This window comes from Mesorhizobium sp. M0058, from assembly GCF_040323095.1.
GTDB lineage: Bacteria > Pseudomonadota > Alphaproteobacteria > Rhizobiales > Rhizobiaceae > Mesorhizobium.
This window is the reverse complement of sequence record NZ_JAMYUQ010000010.1, coordinates 80,506-95,480: the sequence shown is the minus strand read 5'-3', so window position 1 is coordinate 95,480 and position 14,975 is coordinate 80,506. Positions and strand designations below refer to the sequence as shown.

The 14,975-nt window shown below is 61.1% G+C and carries 15 protein-coding genes and 2 tRNA genes; 12 read left to right on the top strand and 5 right to left on the bottom strand.

The genetic code is table 11. The features are described from left to right. Window positions 1–181 precede the first annotated feature (181 nt). The 5 genes from NKJ75_RS18550 to NKJ75_RS18530 all read left to right on the top strand — a co-directional run bounded on the left by NKJ75_RS18550 (window position 182) and on the right by NKJ75_RS18530 (window position 5,131). On the top strand, window positions 182–1,348 hold the full coding sequence (locus NKJ75_RS18550; RefSeq protein ID WP_352500022.1) for an ROK family transcriptional regulator: 1,167 nt from the start codon (window positions 182–184) through the stop codon (window positions 1,346–1,348). Next, the gene (locus NKJ75_RS18545) at window positions 1,345–2,109 is read left to right on the top strand and encodes an ATP-binding cassette domain-containing protein (RefSeq protein ID WP_023669142.1); all 765 of its coding nucleotides are present in this window, start codon (window positions 1,345–1,347) and stop codon (window positions 2,107–2,109) included. Before NKJ75_RS18550 ends, NKJ75_RS18545 begins: the two co-directional genes overlap by 4 nt. A 41-nt stretch (window positions 2,110–2,150) precedes the next feature. Next, complete coding sequence (locus NKJ75_RS18540) at window positions 2,151–3,191, top strand: sugar ABC transporter substrate-binding protein (protein ID WP_023684845.1); 1,041 nt, start codon at window positions 2,151–2,153, stop codon at window positions 3,189–3,191. 160 nt (window positions 3,192–3,351) lie between these two features. Continuing rightward, window positions 3,352–4,347, top strand: coding sequence for an ABC transporter permease (locus NKJ75_RS18535; RefSeq protein ID WP_352500021.1), 996 nt, complete (start codon window positions 3,352–3,354; stop codon window positions 4,345–4,347). A gap of 13 nt (window positions 4,348–4,360) precedes the next feature. Further along, on the top strand, window positions 4,361–5,131 hold the full coding sequence (locus NKJ75_RS18530) for an SDR family oxidoreductase (protein ID WP_023745954.1): 771 nt from the start codon (window positions 4,361–4,363) through the stop codon (window positions 5,129–5,131). Here NKJ75_RS18530 and NKJ75_RS18525 read toward each other — a convergent pair whose 3' ends face one another. Then, window positions 5,132–5,953, bottom strand: a complete 822-nt coding sequence (locus tag NKJ75_RS18525; RefSeq protein WP_023745953.1) for a M15 family metallopeptidase — start codon at window positions 5,951–5,953, stop codon at window positions 5,132–5,134. A 57-nt stretch (window positions 5,954–6,010) separates the two neighbouring features. On the opposite strand from NKJ75_RS18525, the gene NKJ75_RS18520 reads away from it, so the two are divergent. Next, on the top strand, window positions 6,011–6,592 hold the full coding sequence (locus NKJ75_RS18520; RefSeq protein ID WP_245265827.1) for a hypothetical protein: 582 nt from the start codon (window positions 6,011–6,013) through the stop codon (window positions 6,590–6,592). A gap of 60 nt (window positions 6,593–6,652) precedes the next feature. Here the strand turns inward: NKJ75_RS18520 and NKJ75_RS18515 are convergent. Beyond that, window positions 6,653–6,728 (bottom strand) — tRNA-Val (locus tag NKJ75_RS18515). A gap of 217 nt (window positions 6,729–6,945) precedes the next feature. Here NKJ75_RS18515 and NKJ75_RS18510 point away from each other — a divergent pair. After that, a tRNA-Asp gene (locus NKJ75_RS18510) sits at window positions 6,946–7,022 on the top strand. A 45-nt stretch (window positions 7,023–7,067) separates the two neighbouring features. Here the strand turns inward: NKJ75_RS18510 and NKJ75_RS18505 are convergent. Both NKJ75_RS18505 and NKJ75_RS18500 read right to left on the bottom strand, forming a co-directional pair. Next, window positions 7,068–8,255 (bottom strand): site-specific integrase, encoded by a 1,188-nt coding sequence (locus NKJ75_RS18505; RefSeq protein WP_050589311.1) that lies wholly within the window; start codon window positions 8,253–8,255, stop codon window positions 7,068–7,070. Next, a complete protein-coding gene (locus NKJ75_RS18500) occupies window positions 8,248–8,538 on the bottom strand; it encodes a hypothetical protein (protein WP_023731498.1) in 291 nt (96 codons plus the stop codon). Before NKJ75_RS18500 ends, NKJ75_RS18505 begins: the two co-directional genes overlap by 8 nt. A 1,388-nt stretch (window positions 8,539–9,926) precedes the next feature. Between NKJ75_RS18500 and NKJ75_RS18495 the strand changes: the two genes are divergently transcribed. The 5 genes from NKJ75_RS18495 (at window position 9,927) to NKJ75_RS18475 (ending at window position 13,552) form a co-directional block, all read left to right on the top strand. Next, on the top strand, window positions 9,927–10,211 hold the full coding sequence (locus NKJ75_RS18495) for a hypothetical protein (RefSeq protein WP_023684836.1): 285 nt from the start codon (window positions 9,927–9,929) through the stop codon (window positions 10,209–10,211). A gap of 593 nt (window positions 10,212–10,804) precedes the next feature. Then, on the top strand, window positions 10,805–11,071 hold the full coding sequence (locus NKJ75_RS18490) for a hypothetical protein (protein WP_155923348.1): 267 nt from the start codon (window positions 10,805–10,807) through the stop codon (window positions 11,069–11,071). A 383-nt stretch (window positions 11,072–11,454) separates the two neighbouring features. Further along, a complete protein-coding gene (locus NKJ75_RS18485) occupies window positions 11,455–11,754 on the top strand; it encodes a DUF1236 domain-containing protein (protein ID WP_023669226.1) in 300 nt (99 codons plus the stop codon). Between the two features lie 324 nt (window positions 11,755–12,078). Beyond that, window positions 12,079–12,372, top strand: coding sequence for a helix-turn-helix domain-containing protein (locus NKJ75_RS18480; protein WP_081726963.1), 294 nt, complete (start codon window positions 12,079–12,081; stop codon window positions 12,370–12,372). An 868-nt stretch (window positions 12,373–13,240) separates the two neighbouring features. Continuing rightward, entirely contained in the window at window positions 13,241–13,552 is a 312-nt protein-coding gene (locus NKJ75_RS18475; protein ID WP_023731497.1) for a hypothetical protein, read from the top strand. 742 nt (window positions 13,553–14,294) lie between these two features. Here NKJ75_RS18475 and NKJ75_RS18470 read toward each other — a convergent pair. Next, window positions 14,295–14,975: a HoxN/HupN/NixA family nickel/cobalt transporter gene (locus tag NKJ75_RS18470; RefSeq protein ID WP_352500066.1), complete on the bottom strand. Its 681-nt coding sequence runs from the start codon at window positions 14,973–14,975 to the stop codon at window positions 14,295–14,297.

Here is a 14,975-nt window from a genome sequence, read left to right as displayed (position 1 = left end):
AGCCCGCGCCCGCCTGACGTCATTCATCATTGCGGTGGTTTCAGCCCGGCTGCAATCGGCCAGCGCGGCGCATGGGACAGGTCCTGCACCGCGTCCGGGAACCATTCCGAATTATTTTTGAATTCCATTTGACTGAATAAATTGCCTGTGCAAGTCTTGGTCTTCCTAAGGGGCGCGGGACATGGCACTGCGGGGAACCAATCAGGAGTTCGGACGGCCCTACAACCGGCGCATCGTGCTGGAGTCCATCCGTCTTCACGGTCCCATCGCCCGCGGCGACATTGCCAGCCGGGTCGGCCTCACCGTCCAGACCGTATCGACCATCGTTCGCGAACTCGAAGAGCACGGCTATGTGCTGTCGCTGCGCGAAGAGCCGCGCGGACGCGGGCTGCCGCCGGCGACGCTCAGGATCAACCCCGAGGGCGGCTATGCCGTCGGCGTCCACCTCACCCCGCTGGGGATCGACGCGGCGCTCATCAATCTCAGCGGCGATGTCATCGAGAGCATGCATCGCGAGGCGCCGCATGCGACGCCCAACCATGCCTTCGAGCTGATCGGCGCGATGGTGCCGGAGTTGACGGCGCTGCGGCCCGGCGGGCGCGTGCTCGGCATCGGCATGGCGCTGCCTGGACCGTTCGGCGTGGAGTCGATGAGCTTCGTCGGCCCGACGACCATGGCCGGCTGGAAGGATGTCGCGCTGCCGGAACGGCTGGCGGCGTCGACCGGGCTGCCGGCCTTCTTCGAAACCGACATGGCGGCGGCGGCCATGGGCGAACGGCTTTACGGTCTCGGCTCCGGTTATTCCGAATACTACTACCTCTATTTCGGCGTCGGCCTCGGCGGCGTCATCGTGCATGACGGCGCGGTGATGCGCGGCGCCTGGGGCAATGCCGGCGAAATCGGACACATCCCTGCCGTTCCCGGCGGCGAACCTTGCCCATGTGGCAACAGCGGCTGCCTCGAACGGTATCTCTCGCTGGAAGCACGTCGCCGCCGCAACATCAGCGACGCCGCCTGGGTGGCCGAGATCGCACCGATCTTCCGCAACGCCATCGTCACCATCGAGAATATATTCGACCCGGAAACCGTCATCCTCGGCGGGCTTGCGCCCACAGACCTGCTGGAAAAGCTGGTCGGCGCGGCCGGACAGTTCCCCAATTCGGTCTCGGCGCGGCGCGACCGCAAGACACCGCGCGTGACGGTGGCGACCGGCGGCAAGCATTCGGTGCTGCGGGGCGCTGCCGCATTGGCCGTGTCCGGTGTGCTTTCGCCGCGCTTCGGCCAGATGTTCATTGCCGAGCGCGAGCGCCGGTCCGACCTCATGCACAGCAAGGGAGTGGCGGCATGACCGAACCGCTGCTGGTACTCGAAAACGTCACCAAGAATTACGGCGCCATTCATGCGCTGAGGGGCATCAGCTTCTCGATCGGCAAGGGCGAAGTCGTGGCGCTGCTCGGCGACAACGGCGCCGGCAAGTCGACACTGGTCAAGATCATCGCCGGCGGCCTCGAGCCGAGCTCCGGCCGCATGCTGTTCGAGGGCAAGGAATTCCTGGCGAAAACGCCGGCCGAGGCCAAGGCTGCCGGCATCGAGACCGTCTACCAGGACCTGTCGCTCTGCACCAATGTCGACGTCGTCGCCAATTTCTTCATGGGCCGCGAAATCACCCGCAAGGTTCTCGGTGTCCCCATCCTCGACGAGCGCGCCATGGAGGCCGTGGTCGGCAAGGCGCTGGCAAGTGCCGGCACCCGCATCCCGTCGCTGCGCACCAATGTCGAGCATCTCTCGGGCGGCCAACGCCAGGCCATCGAGCTCAACCGCTTCGTGCACTGGGGCGGCAAGCTTGTGCTGCTTGACGAGCCGTTCGCGGCCCTCGGCGTCGAGCAGACGCGGCGCGGTCTCGAGATGATCCGCCAAGTGGCCAACCAGGGCATCGGCGTCGTCATCATCACCCACATCATGCAACAGGCCTTCCAGGTCGCCGACCGGATCGTGGTGATCCGGCAAGGCGTCGTGGCCGGCGATGTCGCGCGCAACAAAACAAGTCCCGATGCGGTGATCAACATGATCACCGGTGAGACGCTTGCCGGTGCCGGACCGGCAGGTTGAGGGACCAAAGAGGGGTCCGGTATAAAAGAGGAGCGAACGACATGAAGCGAATACTGGTTCTTGTCTTCGGTATCCTGGCACTGGCTCTTGCCTCGCTCACGCCGGCAATGTCCCAGACGAAGGGCACCGTCTATTATATGGTCCCGACCCTGCTCGATGAATTCCAGACCGGCTCGGTGAGCGCGCTGGAGCTGTTCCTCAAGCAGGTCGGCTATGAGGTGAAAACACTCAACGCCGACAACAAGACCGACGCGCAGCAATCGCAGATGAACGACGTCATTGCGCTGAAGCCGGCGGCGATCATCCTGGCCGCCGTCGATTTCAACGCGCTGAAGCCGTCCATCGAAGCGGCGCGTGCAGCCGGCATCCCGGTGGTCGAGTTCGACCGCCAGATCACCTCGACCCCGTCCGATTTCACCTCGGTGGCGGGCACGGTCGAGATCGGCTACGTCGCCGCCGAGCAGGCGCAAAAGCTTCTGACCGCCAAGAACGGTTCTGTGAAGGGCAAGATCCTGCAGGTGCTCGGCGATCCCGGCGATCCCTACACGCTCGACATCCAGAAGGGTTTCGAGGAGAAGTTGAAGGCGTTTCCTGACGTCAAGATCATCTCGCTGCCGGCCATGCAATGGGAAGCCAGCAACGCCGGCACGATCGTTGCCGACCAGATGCTCGCCAACCCCGACATCGACCTGATCTTCAGCCATGCCGCGCACCTGTCGGTCGCAGCCGTCGCCTCGCTCGAGGCCGCCGGCAAGAAGCCGGGCGACGTCATGCTGATGAGCTCGAACGGCGCTCCGGTCGGTCTCGACCTGATCCGCAAGGGCTGGCTCAATGTCGAAGTCGAGCAGCCGCTCTACGCGCAGGCCGCGGCCGTGGCGATGTTCATGGACAAGATCGCCGGCAAGCAGGAAATCAAGCCTGGCGAGTATGACGTGCTCGGCTTGAAGTCGACCGTGACCAAGGAGAGCTGGGGCCCCAACATCAAGATCCCGGGCGCCGCCATCACCAAGGAAAACGTCGACAATCCGGCCTTCTGGGGCAACCAGAAGCCGCCGACGGACACGATCAAGTCTGTCGAATAGTCGCCTAGCGAAGCGCTCCGGGCCATTGCGGCCCGGAGCCTGCCCATTCACGACGCCGCGTCCCAGGACACCGTGGCGAACCTAAACCCGCGCCTGAACCCGACGAAATCGAGTTGATTTCTCAGCCTGATTTTCTCGGGGGCGCCAACCGGATCAGCCCATGAACCCGCGCAGCCGCAAAGCCCTGGAGTTCGTCCTCGACAACCTCGTCTGGTTCATGCTGATCTTTGTGCTGGTTGTCTTTTCCGTCTTCGTCCCCAACTACTTCCAGCTCGGCATCTTCGCCAACATCATCGAGGCCTCGAGCGTTCTCGGCGTGATGTCGATCGGCCTGTCGCTGGTCATCATTGCCGGCCATATGGACCTGTCGGTGGAATCGGTGGCCGCACTCAGCGCCATGGCGGTCGGCATCCTGTTCTGCTCATCGGGCATCGGCATGGGCATACAGCTCAATCCGCAATGGCTGATGGTTCCGGTTTCGCTGCTGGTTGCGCTGGCCGTCGGCGGCCTCATCGGCGCCTTCAACGGCTATCTCGTGGTCAAGGTGAAGATGAGCGCCTTTATCATTACGCTGGCGTCCTACATCTGGGTGCGCGGCCTGGTGCTGGTGATTTCCGGCGGCCGCTCGGCACAGGATCTGGCGCCGGCCATCCGCTGGTTCGGCCTCCCGCGGCGGGCCGGCCTGCCGCTGACCGCCTGGATCGCCGTCGCCTGTTTCGTCCTGTTCTCGCTGATCATGGCCAAGACGCCGTTCGGCCGCCACCTCGTGATGATCGGCGGCAACGAGACCGCGACCTTCCGCGCCGGCATCCGCGTCAACCGCAATCTGATCATCGCCTTCGTGCTGGCCGGCGCCATTGCCGGCCTCGCCGGCTGGCTGCTCGCCATCCGCACCTCGGGCGCCACCGCCAATCTCGGCACCGGGCTGTTGTTCAACGCCTTTGCCGCCGTCGTCATCGGCGGCGTCAGCCTGAAAGGCGGTGTCGGCACCTTGCCCGGCGTCTATGCCGGCGTGCTGCTGCTCTCCTCCATCAACACGGCGATCAATCTGATGGGCTTGCCGGCCAACTTCACCCAGGTGATCCACGGCCTTTTGGTGCTCGCCGCCGTGCTGCTCGACGCCTTCAAGCAAACCATTCGCCAAAGACTGGCATGAGAGGACGGCTCGCATGACCGGACGGCTTGAGAACAAGGTCGCGCTTATCGTCGGCAGCGCACGCGGCATCGGCAAAGGCATTGCGCAGCGCTTTGCCGAGGAAGGTGCCAAGCTGGTCCTGGCCGACAGCGAGGCCGAGGCCGGCCAGGCGGCCGCGGACGAACTCGGCGCTGCCTTCATCCGAACCGACATCTCGCAAATTGCCGACGCAGAAGCCGCGGTTGCGCTGGCGCTGAGCCGCCACGGTCGTCTCGACATCATCGTGCAGAATGCCGGCATCTATCCCTGGCAGCTCATCGAGAACACCAGCCCGGACGACTGGGACCGGGTGATGGCCGTCAATCTGCGCGGCACCTTCAACGCCACGCTGGCGGCGCTGGCGCCGATGAAGGCGCAGGGCTACGGGCGCATGCTCTACACCTCGTCGATCACCGGTCCGCACGTCACCAGCCCCGGCCACGGCCATTACGCCGCCAGCAAGGCCGGCATCAACGGCTTCATCCGATCCGCGGCGCTGGAATTTTCCGGCTACGGCATCGCCGTCAACGGCGTCGAGCCCGGCAACATCCTGACCGAAGCGATCGAGCTGCATCGGGGCGCCACCTACATCAAGAACATGGAGGATTCGATCCCGCTCGGACGCCTCGGCAGCCCGCGCGACGTCGCCAACGCCTTCCTGTTCCTCGCCTCGGACGATGCCAGCTACATCACCGGCACGACCATCGTCGTCGACGGCGGCCAGTTGCTGCCCGAAGGCAAGGATTTCCGGCTGCTGCCGCCGTGATCAGCCGGATTTCTTGTAAAGCAGCAATTCAGGCCGGTACTCGAAATGCATGGTGTCGTAGTGATACCAGCGCCCGCCCCAGATGAAGCCGTTTTTCTCGAACAGTTCCACGATTTCCAGCGGAATCCGGTTCTTGAAGGGAATGTGGGCCTTCGGGTTGGTTTTGTTCCTGTTGTTGTACCAATAGTCGGAGAAGCCGACATTGATATCGAAGGCCGCTCCGAACGAGTGAACGCTCAACCGGTCGGTGCCGGCGATCGGCCGCCAGACAAAGCCGCCGCCGGGCTTGAGCCCATAACGGCTCAGCTCCGCGGGCATCGCCTCGAGCGCAGCGGAGACCTTGCCCAGCCGGTCGTTGATGCCAAACACCTTGGTCACCTGCACGGTTTTCTTGCCGAGCTTCGGCAACCATTTGACGTTGGCGATGTGCTTGCCCACCTCGCCGGCACTTGCCCCGTAGAGCTTTTCGAAGAAAGGTTCGTTGCGGATGCGGCCGGGATCGAAATCCTCCGCTGGGACCAGGGCGCCCTCCGCTGCTCCGGGATAGACGTAGCGAAACATGTCTTCGATGTCGGGGCTCTCCAGCAGCGCCTCGGCGTCGCGCGCCTTGCCGTCGTCCCACACCATTGTGGTGCCGTCGGTCCAGGTCAGGACATTGCCCTTGATGGTGAAAAGTCCGGGATAGGCCTTGAGCAAGGAAGCCTTGGCGGCCGGCTGGTCGACGCCGTCGCCCGCATTCCCTGCAAAGGCGGAGCGTCCAGTGCCGACGATTGCCAATGCGAACAGCAACCGCAGCATCAGGCGCCCTGGATGATCCATCATTGTCCTGCCGTCCCGGAGGGCTTTCGTTCATCGTGCATTTAACAAGGCTGCTGTACCATGCTGGTCGAATCGAACGGGAGACAAATCGTGTCAAAAACCTTCAATGCTTTGATCCGGATGACGTTTACATTCATCTGCCTGGTCGGCCTGGCCTCGTCCGTGTCTATTCTTTTTCCAGCCACCGCATCCGCCCAGCGGATGCAGCGATGCGCCGACGAAGGCGAAATCTGCCGCCTGCCCTACCCCTCGGAAGTGGTCTACGGCGCGCGCGGGCAGACCACTTCGCGCTTCTTCGATCGTCGTTCCGTGCCTTGCTCGAATCGCGTCTTCGGCGACCCGGCGCCCGGCCGCGACAAGGCTTGCTATATCGTGAAGCGCGGGGGCGGTAACGACTATGGCGACAATGACGACGACGGCGACAATTACGGCGATGATGATTACGGCCAGGGCCGCGGCAGATGGGTGGCCTGCGCCCGAGAGAATCAGTTCTGTGATTTCCGTGGCCGCCAAGTGGTCAGATACGGAGCGCGCGGTCGGTTCACGCAAGGCGTTTTCAGGAACGGCGTGCGCTGCGGCAACGATGCCTTTGACGAGGATCCCGCTCCCCGTGCGAAGAAGACCTGCTACATCAGGAAGTAGACTGGTGCCGGCATGAAAGGGGGTGCGGCTCTTTGAGGCCGCGCCCGGAATCCGGGATCTTGGTGGGCGATGACGGGCTCGAACCGCCGACATCTTCGGTGTAAACGAAGCGCTCTACCAACTGAGCTAATCGCCCGCTCCGGCCGGACCTTTAAGCGGTCGCAACCGGCTTCGCAAGGCCAAATGAACAGCTGCGAGCTTAGCCGCACAGTGGTTTTCGCGGGCAAAGTGCCGCCCGTCAAAAAACCTTCTCCTGATGCGTTTATGCTGTCCAGCTGCGCTTGACACCCGGTGGCGAACCCCTTATCCACCGCCCCAACGACGAACACGGCTGACACGTGCTCGTCCAATGCGCGGGTGTAGCTCAGTTGGTTAGAGTGCCGGCCTGTCACGCCGGAGGTCGCGGGTTCGAGCCCCGTCACTCGCGCCATTCATTTCAAGGGGTTAGCTACCGCCCCTTGAAAAGTTTCAACTCTCATTCTCCGGAGAGTTTCAACTTTCTGTATTCGTTCCGTTCCAGGCCAAGCAGCTTTCTGCCCTTGCGGCGGCTGGCATCGGCTGAGCGGACGGCGGCCAGATTGACCGGCATATAGGTCTTCTGCAGCGCCTTGTTCCCGTCGATCGAATTGCCCATCTTGGCCGAGATTGCCTCGACCGACGCGCCTCCGGCATTCGCCTCGACCGCGCCGGAACGCCGCATGTCCATCAGCCGCCGCTTCTCCGATGTCCCGAATACCAGCGTGCGCAGATCGGCAAAGTCGTCGACCAGAGAATCCTTCGTGTAAGGCACGCCGGCGCGCGGCCGGCCGCCCTTCAGGCCCGGCGCGAAACCGCGCGAGCGAAAGATCGGCGCATCGTCAAGCAGGGTGACGCCTAGTGATTCGACATAGGCCAGCACCAGGCGCTGCGTGCGTGACGACAGCGTGCCGAAAGCCGCCTCGCCACTCTTGCTGCGTGCAATCAGAAAACCCCATTCCTGTGCTGTCTGCATTGCCTGCGCCGGTTTGAGCGTGCGCACGTCGACGGGTGAGAAGCTCGTGTCCCACGCAACGGCGATGATGCAGGCCAGTCCGCGGTAGCCGGCGCGCCAGGCGCCCTTGACCATGCGCACCGCCTCGCCTGCCGTCCAGGTCTGGTGGCGCGGTGGTGGCGTCTGGCGGCGGATCGCCTGCGATGGGTCGGAGCCGGGCGGGCATAGCTTCATGCCGGCCATGACATTATAGAGCGAACGCCACGTCTTTACGGCACGGTAGGCGATGTCGACACCTTTGACCCGCAGCAGACGGCCATACCAGTCGTCGAGCAGCTCGAGGGTGATGTCGGCTGGCGGCAGGTCGGCGAAGTACGGCTCGATGAAGGTCCAACCGCGCTCCCAATCCTCGCGGGTGCGCGGTGGCTTGCGCTTCCATGCATCCATGCGGCGATAGCGTGCAAAGGCGTCTCCGATGGAATCCTTTGGCCATACATGCAGGCGCGACGGCTCCCTGCCCTTGCGGAGTTCCTGCCAGCGGTCTTCCCACTCCCGGGCTATCGTCCAAGCCTCAGGCCCGTCGATTCCACAGGAAATGCATCTGAAGCCAGCTTCGACCATCTTCGGCGTCGGCAGCCAGTAGCCGTATTTGCCCTTACGGATGACGTAGTGCTTCAACTTGATCTTACCCAAGGGTCGCCAGCCTCGCTCTTGCAATGTCAATGCTAGACTGCGCGCCGGATCCTGATCCTGCAAGACCCGAGCGTTGATCGAGCCAGGCGTCGATCGCAACCATGTCGTAGTTGCCGGTGATTGGGCAGGCCTTGGGAAAGCCTTGATCCTGCAACTCGGGCAGCAATTCCATGAATTCCCGCAGCGTCAGGTGGAGATAACGCGCCGCCTTGATCGCCGGCACCAGCCGTGGTTGTACCGGGAAGCGGATAGATGACGGTTGTAATGTGTGGGTTTGGCTCATGGCACCAAAACTCTATCCACCGTCCATCGGGCAGCGGATGGGCGCCTTGTGGTTGGGCGGGTGTGAATCTCGCCCGTGTAAGAACCTCCGCCGTATAGCATGAGATTTTCCTACTCCATGATCTCGTTATTCCTGCATCGAGGGGGAATGAGGCTTAGAATAGCGGCCTTTCTCCCCCATGCCTATTCATCCAATCCTTAATCGCAGAATCGGCAGCCACAGAGCGAGAATACTAGTAATCGGCGGCTTCGAAGCCGCTACGCCCGGCCAACCCAGCATCGCCATGACAGCGTCTGGCTTGTGGGTAGTCAGAATCGCACCCTGTGCTCTGGCGAAATCACCAGCCTTGAAACGGCACCCTCGTTTGGGGCGGCGGCCCGGCGTCTCGCCTGCGGCGTCGCCATGCTGACGCTCCTTCGGCGCCGGTTAGCTGATTTCACGGTCACGAACTTGCTTCGGCAACGAAATCGATTTCTTCCCGACTACGACGACTGACATGGAGATGCGCAGTTAGCGAGCATGAATGGTCTCTGCGAATTCCTCGGTCTCGATGAGCCAACGGCATGCGCGTCAGCATCGGCCCGGCATGGTCAGGATCGATCCAAGGTTCCCTTGCCATATCCGTCCAGTGGCCATCTCACGTCGTAACGGTCAGATCCTTGGCATGCCTTTTGGTCGCAGTGTTCGCCTCTGCCGGCAATGCGGAAGAGAGCGTTGGGAGCCCGGTAACCGCGACAGCCGCGGCGCTCGACGATCTCAAAGACGAAACCTTCGCTGTAAGTTGTAGAGCTGGAGCACGCTCTACACCGTGGATGGGGCAGCCGCGCTCGCTCCGAGACCATTAGGTCGAAATAGTCGTCGGCCTGTGGCTGAGACCCGATCGCGCTGTTTTACCGGTCGGGATCGGGACAATTGAGAGGCGAAAGCTGTGACAATGGAAAGCCCGCCACCGTGAGCCAGACCAGAAAACTCGTATTTTAGCACCGACGAAACAAAGCTCGCTATTCTGCGTTGAGGCTCGTCGAACAACGGAGCTTCACGAATGGATCCGGCAACTGCAGCTGTGATGATTTTGCTTTCTTGCAGTCCCGCCCAGGGAGTCTGCAAGCCACTCGATACATCACCGTCCATGTTCGGATCCCTTGACACATGCCAGTTGGCGTTATCCGTGAGGCTCGAGGGCGCTCCCAACGGGGAGATCGTGGGGCGATGCAGTTCGATCGATCCCTCCGCTACAGGTTCCGTTCCAGCCGGGTATAGCACGATTGTCGTCACGCGGGGCACAGGGGCGGGTGCGGTGAGCAGTCGCTACATCGTGCCACACAAAAACTGAAGCCAGCCACCGTCAGGCAGCCGGCTATTCATTCTCGACCGGACAATTAGAGGCCTTGCCCTCCCTCTATGAAGCCATACTCGGCATCGGCGGCTTCGCGCTCGTCGTCCGCTTCGCCATGGTCGTCGCCTTCCCTGTCATCGGTCCCGGTGACTTCGATGCCACCGGCCAGACAGGGTTCGAGATCCGGGTCGGGCTCTACGAAGTCGAGCAGCTACATCAGGCGTTCTTCATCTTCGATCGAGCGACGGACCGCCATGTCCGAAAGGCAGAGGTTCGTGGCTGGATAGCGAAGAATCGCACACGGCTTTCCTTCATTTGCATGGTCCGCAGAGATTAGCATTATCGCCTACTCTCATCTCGTCCGGCGTCGCTCCCTCAAAGCAGCGCCGGTAAGGCTCGGCGCCCTTCTTGGTTTCTCCCCGTATGTCAAAAGGAGGTCGCCGGGCCTTACCAGGCCCCGCTGCTCATCGCTTGCGGGGTGTCCTGATGGCTGAGCTTGGCCCCGTGGCCTAACGGCCAGAACCAAACGTTCCGAAAAGCCTTCCTAGGCTGGGCGGCAGCCGAAGGGCTGCACAAGAGGGATCGTCAGACCGCTCCTGGCGCACCACAGCGACACCACCAAGCTGTAAGTCAGGTCCATCGGCCCTGCTGATGAGTGCCCTTGGACAGATGGATTGCGTTTGCCACGAAAAAGGAATCGTACCGGCCCGTTCTCAGCACGTCAGCCGGAACGGGCCATGGGCAGAAGCAGCCGACTAGCTAAAATCGCAAGACGATCGAAGGACCACGTCGGCGATAGCACCGGACCCGACGGCGCCCGTGTCGCCAGTAACTACGGCAGACTCTTCTCCAGCCCCGCCGGCGGCGGCGGCGCCGGTGGTAGTAATCTGGGTCGTAGTCTGGGTCGTAATCTTGGTCGTAGTAGCGCCGATGGTTGACCGGCTCCACTTCCGCGTGAGTACCTTCGTTGTCGAAGGCGTCTGGCGCGTCGAGTTCTTCGAGAATGCCGCTTTTGGCCGCTGGAACACCGGCCAATGCGTTGATAGGCCGGACCGCGCTTGCAAAGGCTGCTGCCCCTGCAACGCCAAATATCGCTGTCAAAAAGGATCGCCGATCCATAGTAAACCTCCCAAGTTACATGAGCTGAACGAAGCGCCCCGCCTGCTGAAGGAGCAGGCCCAGCGCACGGTAAAATAGAGGATTCGCCAGCCGCTCAAGCAACTCGCGAATCCTATCAGCGCAGGAAGGGACCTGGCTGCGCCGATCCAAGACATGTCAGCTAAGGACGACCGCCATTACCAGAAAGGTAACGGCTGTTGCAAAAATCGGTGCGAGCAACCATCGCGCCTGGCCAACACTTTGATCCATTTGTTCTCTCCCGTTGTGGAGAACCAACAACCTGAAGCCCTAATCCGTTCCGCCTAGTCCAAAGGTAAGACCATTGCGTTGTACGGTCGGACTTTAGACCAATCGGATTAGACAAAGGTGCGTAGGCGGGAACGTTTACCCCGGTTCAAAGTTGGTTGCCGGGCAGTGCGGGACGATGATCGTCGTGTGCCGGTCCTTGCAGGAGAGAAGATATGAAGATGCACTTCGTGAACACCGCCGCAGCCATGTTGCTCTTGGCGGGGATCGGCTCCGCCGCCGCTGACGACATTATCATCCAGCCGGAACAGGACACGGTCATCCGTGAGTATGTCAAGAAGCAGCCCTTGGCTTCGGTGAACCTTCCCGGCGTGGAATTGAACGTCGGGACAGCTCTGCCGGAAACTGTTGAGATCCACGAGGTCCCGAACGTCAAATACCGTTACGTGGTGGTCGACAACCGCACGGTCCTGGTCGATCCGGGCACCCGCAAGATCGTGAAAGTTTACGACTGAGATTTCGAACGAACCCACGCTCGCCACCCTTGGGTGGCGAGTGTGTGCATTCAAACGATACTCAGCCGGACAAATTCAAATTGCCACTCAGCCGGACAATGAACATGACGAACCCTGAACTCGAGAGGACGCAAGCCCTGGCTGCCCGCTTGGCTGATCTCCAAGCAAGAATGCAGGCAGCACGTCTTGTTGGAGCCGAGGTAACAACCGTCCGAAAGGTTGCAGCCACAATCGATGACGGCTTGCGACAGGCCGGCCTCACACCGTTAGAAATCGCAGAAGGTCAAGAGGAACAGTTTAGCGTTACTAAATGTTCGACTGGCTATGGACAGCCGAACCTTCCTCTCAGCAGATCAAGTCAGAGCAGCACGAGCCCTACTGAACTGGCCGCGTGTGCGACTTGCCGCCAAGGCCAATCTTAGCGAAATGGTGATCAGCGATCTTGAGAACGGATTCAGGAAGCCGCGTCCCCACAACATCGCCGCCATCCGCAAAGCGTTTGAGGATGCCGGAATCGTTTTCACCGTCCAAGGCACTCCATCGCTAGCCCGCTCAGAAGGTGATAGCGGCCTAGCCGCCGATAATAGACGGTGGCGGGGCCGGGAGAAAAAAGGATAGCGGGGAAAAGCCCGTGTACCCACTGCACCCGATCTCTAAAGCGGCCGCTAACAAGGGCGGTTGTTCACTGACTTTGTGCTGGCGCTCACCTTTCTAAGGTGCCGCTCGAATATGGCCAGCTTCTCTTGGTAGCCGATCCGCACTCTGGACCTGCAACTATCGCATTTGAAACCGGCAATCGTTTCAGCCAGGATCCCCTTCTCACCATAGCGCGTGAACAGGAGGGGCATTGGAATTCTAAAGGTACGTCGCGAAGTTCATTTGATAGAGGCGCTGTGCATGTTCTCCTCAGCGGCACGGCCACTGCAACAAAGTAGAAGGAGAAATGTTTCCGGCTTCGGCCATTTACGCGGAGCAATCAGACCTAAGTCCAAATGCTGAAGGGGGCAGGCAAGCTGTTCCTTGCCCTTCGATCCGGATCGTCTCCGTGGCCTCACCATACTCGGCCGTAGCTCAAAGGCTCGTATCACCGGCCAGAACGCGCAGTTCATCCAGTGGAATGGGCCAGGACCGGCAAAGCCTCGCGACCGAACTTCTCGAGATTAGACGGATCCGTTGGCCTTCCGCAGAGGCCATGGCATAAGATTCGAGCTCGATCAGCTGTCTTCCTTGCCCTTCTCTATAACGCGGACCAGCCATTCTCAGCAGGCTTCGGCCACTCCACACTGTCTGAGTGTGTGTTCTGAACTGTGCCGCCCATCGCAGTTCCCTCCACCTCCAATAGGCTAATTACGGATTATAAGACCTGGGGAATCGATCTCTCAAGGTGGAATCCGCATTAGCGCTGGATGTTGCATCGCGGCGCGGAGGGGTTTTATTAGCTCCCCCTCATCTTGACGCTGGCGCCGGCTGCTCCAAAGTCTTGGGCATGGCTCGGGGAACTATCAAAGTTGGCGACGAGGTCGCAGTCACGGCGATTGTGCGCGGCCGCGTGACGCCCGATCGCATAAGCGTGACGATCCCCTCCTACGACTTCCCGCATTCTGTTGTCGATTCGACTTCGAAGGCTGTAATTGGCCAGCATATGGAATTGATCGGCCCTGTCACACGCATCGACGGGGACAAGGTAACCGTCAGCCTCCGGCCATTGGTGACTGTCGACGCCGAGCACGTGCGCCTGGTCGAAAGACATGTGGCGCTTCCACGCGGGCGAAAAAAGTCGCTGGTTGACAAGGCTTAAACTTCGTTGCCGACCCCAGGAACAGCCCACTGAAACTTTCTCCTTCACATCGGCTCTGGTCGCCTCCCGCTAGCTGCCGGCGCGTTGCGATATCGGCACAGTAGACGGGTTGGCATTTCCGAACTTTCCGCCATGTCGTCGCGATGACGTTGGCGAAGGCGCTTCAGCAGATCGCGTGAGGCTTGGATCGCCCTGCGCGATTGATCCATGTTCTGGCGAAACGTGGCGCGTTCCTCCATGGACTTCTGCCACTTCAGCAAGGTGGCCGTAGTCGCAGTAGCGGCTTGGGCGATTTCTATGGGCGTTGCAACCATCGCATTCTCCCTAAAAAGGCAATGGTAAACGCAATCTTTATAGGCCCAACCAAACCCTTCTCCAATTAAAAACGACCATACGGCATACGGCAAAATGGCTATTCGTCGGGGCGCTCGACGGCAGCTTCGTCGACCTCGGCTTCCATGTCTCGTCGTTGACGGTCTTGGTCTTGCCAAAACCGTCCATCGCCACACCGTCAAAGCCCTGCAGCCACGCGTCGGCATGTTCCTGCCAGTAAGCTGGCACCTCACGCTCCTTGCCATCCTTGCGCGCTTAGGCGCCGTACATCCAGGCGTAGGTGGCGCGTTCCTGATCTTTCTTAGGCATGGCCATTTGCATCATCCTCCCGGAATCCAGCAGCCTTGCGTGCCGCAGCTTCTCTTCGCCTTTTCCTAAGAAAGGAGAGGGTCTGTGGACAGCTGTGGCTCTATCCGGCTGTAAGTTGCCAGACCGCTACGCTGGCGAGGGCAAGGCCCGCTGCGCCTTCGATTGCTCGCGATATGGTATCGAACAGCCGTGGCCTGCTGTCGAAAAAATGCACCAGGCGCTCCCGAAACAAGATCGACAGTACCGCCACGCTGGACAGCGTTAGGGCCACGCCCACCATCATGGTGATTGCGAACAGAATTCCAGCTCCCGGCACCCCTCTGGAAATCGCGAAGGTCATGACAAAAAGGGTCAGCGGGCACGGAATCAAACCGGCCATGACTCCAACGGCCTCGCCCTCATGCTTGTGATGGTGGCCGTGGCTCACCGAACGCCAAAGCATCCAGACGCCGATCAGCCCGAGCAGACCGCGACTCACACCCTCAAGCAGTGGTGCGCGTCCAACGCTGCCCAATGCAATCGAGACGAGCGGCAGGGAGAATACGGCGATCAGCACCGCTGTCGCCACGTGAGTGAAGGACAGCGTAATCGACACCAGGAGGCCGCGCGAAACCTTCGCATCCGAACCTGCAAGGTAAGTCGCCAAGACAGCCTTACTGTGGCCGGGCGTCAGAGCATGTGCCGCACCGAACAGGAGGCCCATCGGCAGAAAGGCAAGGAACGCAAGCCAATCACCGCCAACTGACAGCAGCTTTATCTGATCTGCGAGCGCCAGGTATAT

What these genes read in the sequence shown, in the direction of transcription:
- NKJ75_RS18520 (WP_245265827.1), top strand. Translation starts at nt 6,011, where the DNA reads ATGCTGGTCGAATCGAACGGGAGACAAATCGTGTCAAAAACCTTCAAT.
- NKJ75_RS18545 (WP_023669142.1), top strand. Translation starts at nt 1,345, where the DNA reads ATGACCGAACCGCTGCTGGTACTCGAAAACGTCACCAAGAATTACGGC.
- NKJ75_RS18475 (WP_023731497.1), top strand. Translation starts at nt 13,241, where the DNA reads ATGGCTCGGGGAACTATCAAAGTTGGCGACGAGGTCGCAGTCACGGCG.
- NKJ75_RS18480 (WP_081726963.1), top strand. Translation starts at nt 12,079, where the DNA reads ATGGACAGCCGAACCTTCCTCTCAGCAGATCAAGTCAGAGCAGCACGA.
- NKJ75_RS18485 (WP_023669226.1), top strand. Translation starts at nt 11,455, where the DNA reads ATGAAGATGCACTTCGTGAACACCGCCGCAGCCATGTTGCTCTTGGCG.
- NKJ75_RS18540 (WP_023684845.1), top strand. Translation starts at nt 2,151, where the DNA reads ATGAAGCGAATACTGGTTCTTGTCTTCGGTATCCTGGCACTGGCTCTT.
- NKJ75_RS18500 (WP_023731498.1), bottom strand. Translation starts at nt 8,538, where the DNA reads ATGAGCCAAACCCACACATTACAACCGTCATCTATCCGCTTCCCGGTA.
- NKJ75_RS18530 (WP_023745954.1), top strand. Translation starts at nt 4,361, where the DNA reads ATGACCGGACGGCTTGAGAACAAGGTCGCGCTTATCGTCGGCAGCGCA.
- NKJ75_RS18535 (WP_352500021.1), top strand. Translation starts at nt 3,352, where the DNA reads ATGAACCCGCGCAGCCGCAAAGCCCTGGAGTTCGTCCTCGACAACCTC.
- NKJ75_RS18490 (WP_155923348.1), top strand. Translation starts at nt 10,805, where the DNA reads ATGGTTGACCGGCTCCACTTCCGCGTGAGTACCTTCGTTGTCGAAGGC.
- NKJ75_RS18550 (WP_352500022.1), top strand. Translation starts at nt 182, where the DNA reads ATGGCACTGCGGGGAACCAATCAGGAGTTCGGACGGCCCTACAACCGG.
- NKJ75_RS18525 (WP_023745953.1), bottom strand. Translation starts at nt 5,953, where the DNA reads ATGATGGATCATCCAGGGCGCCTGATGCTGCGGTTGCTGTTCGCATTG.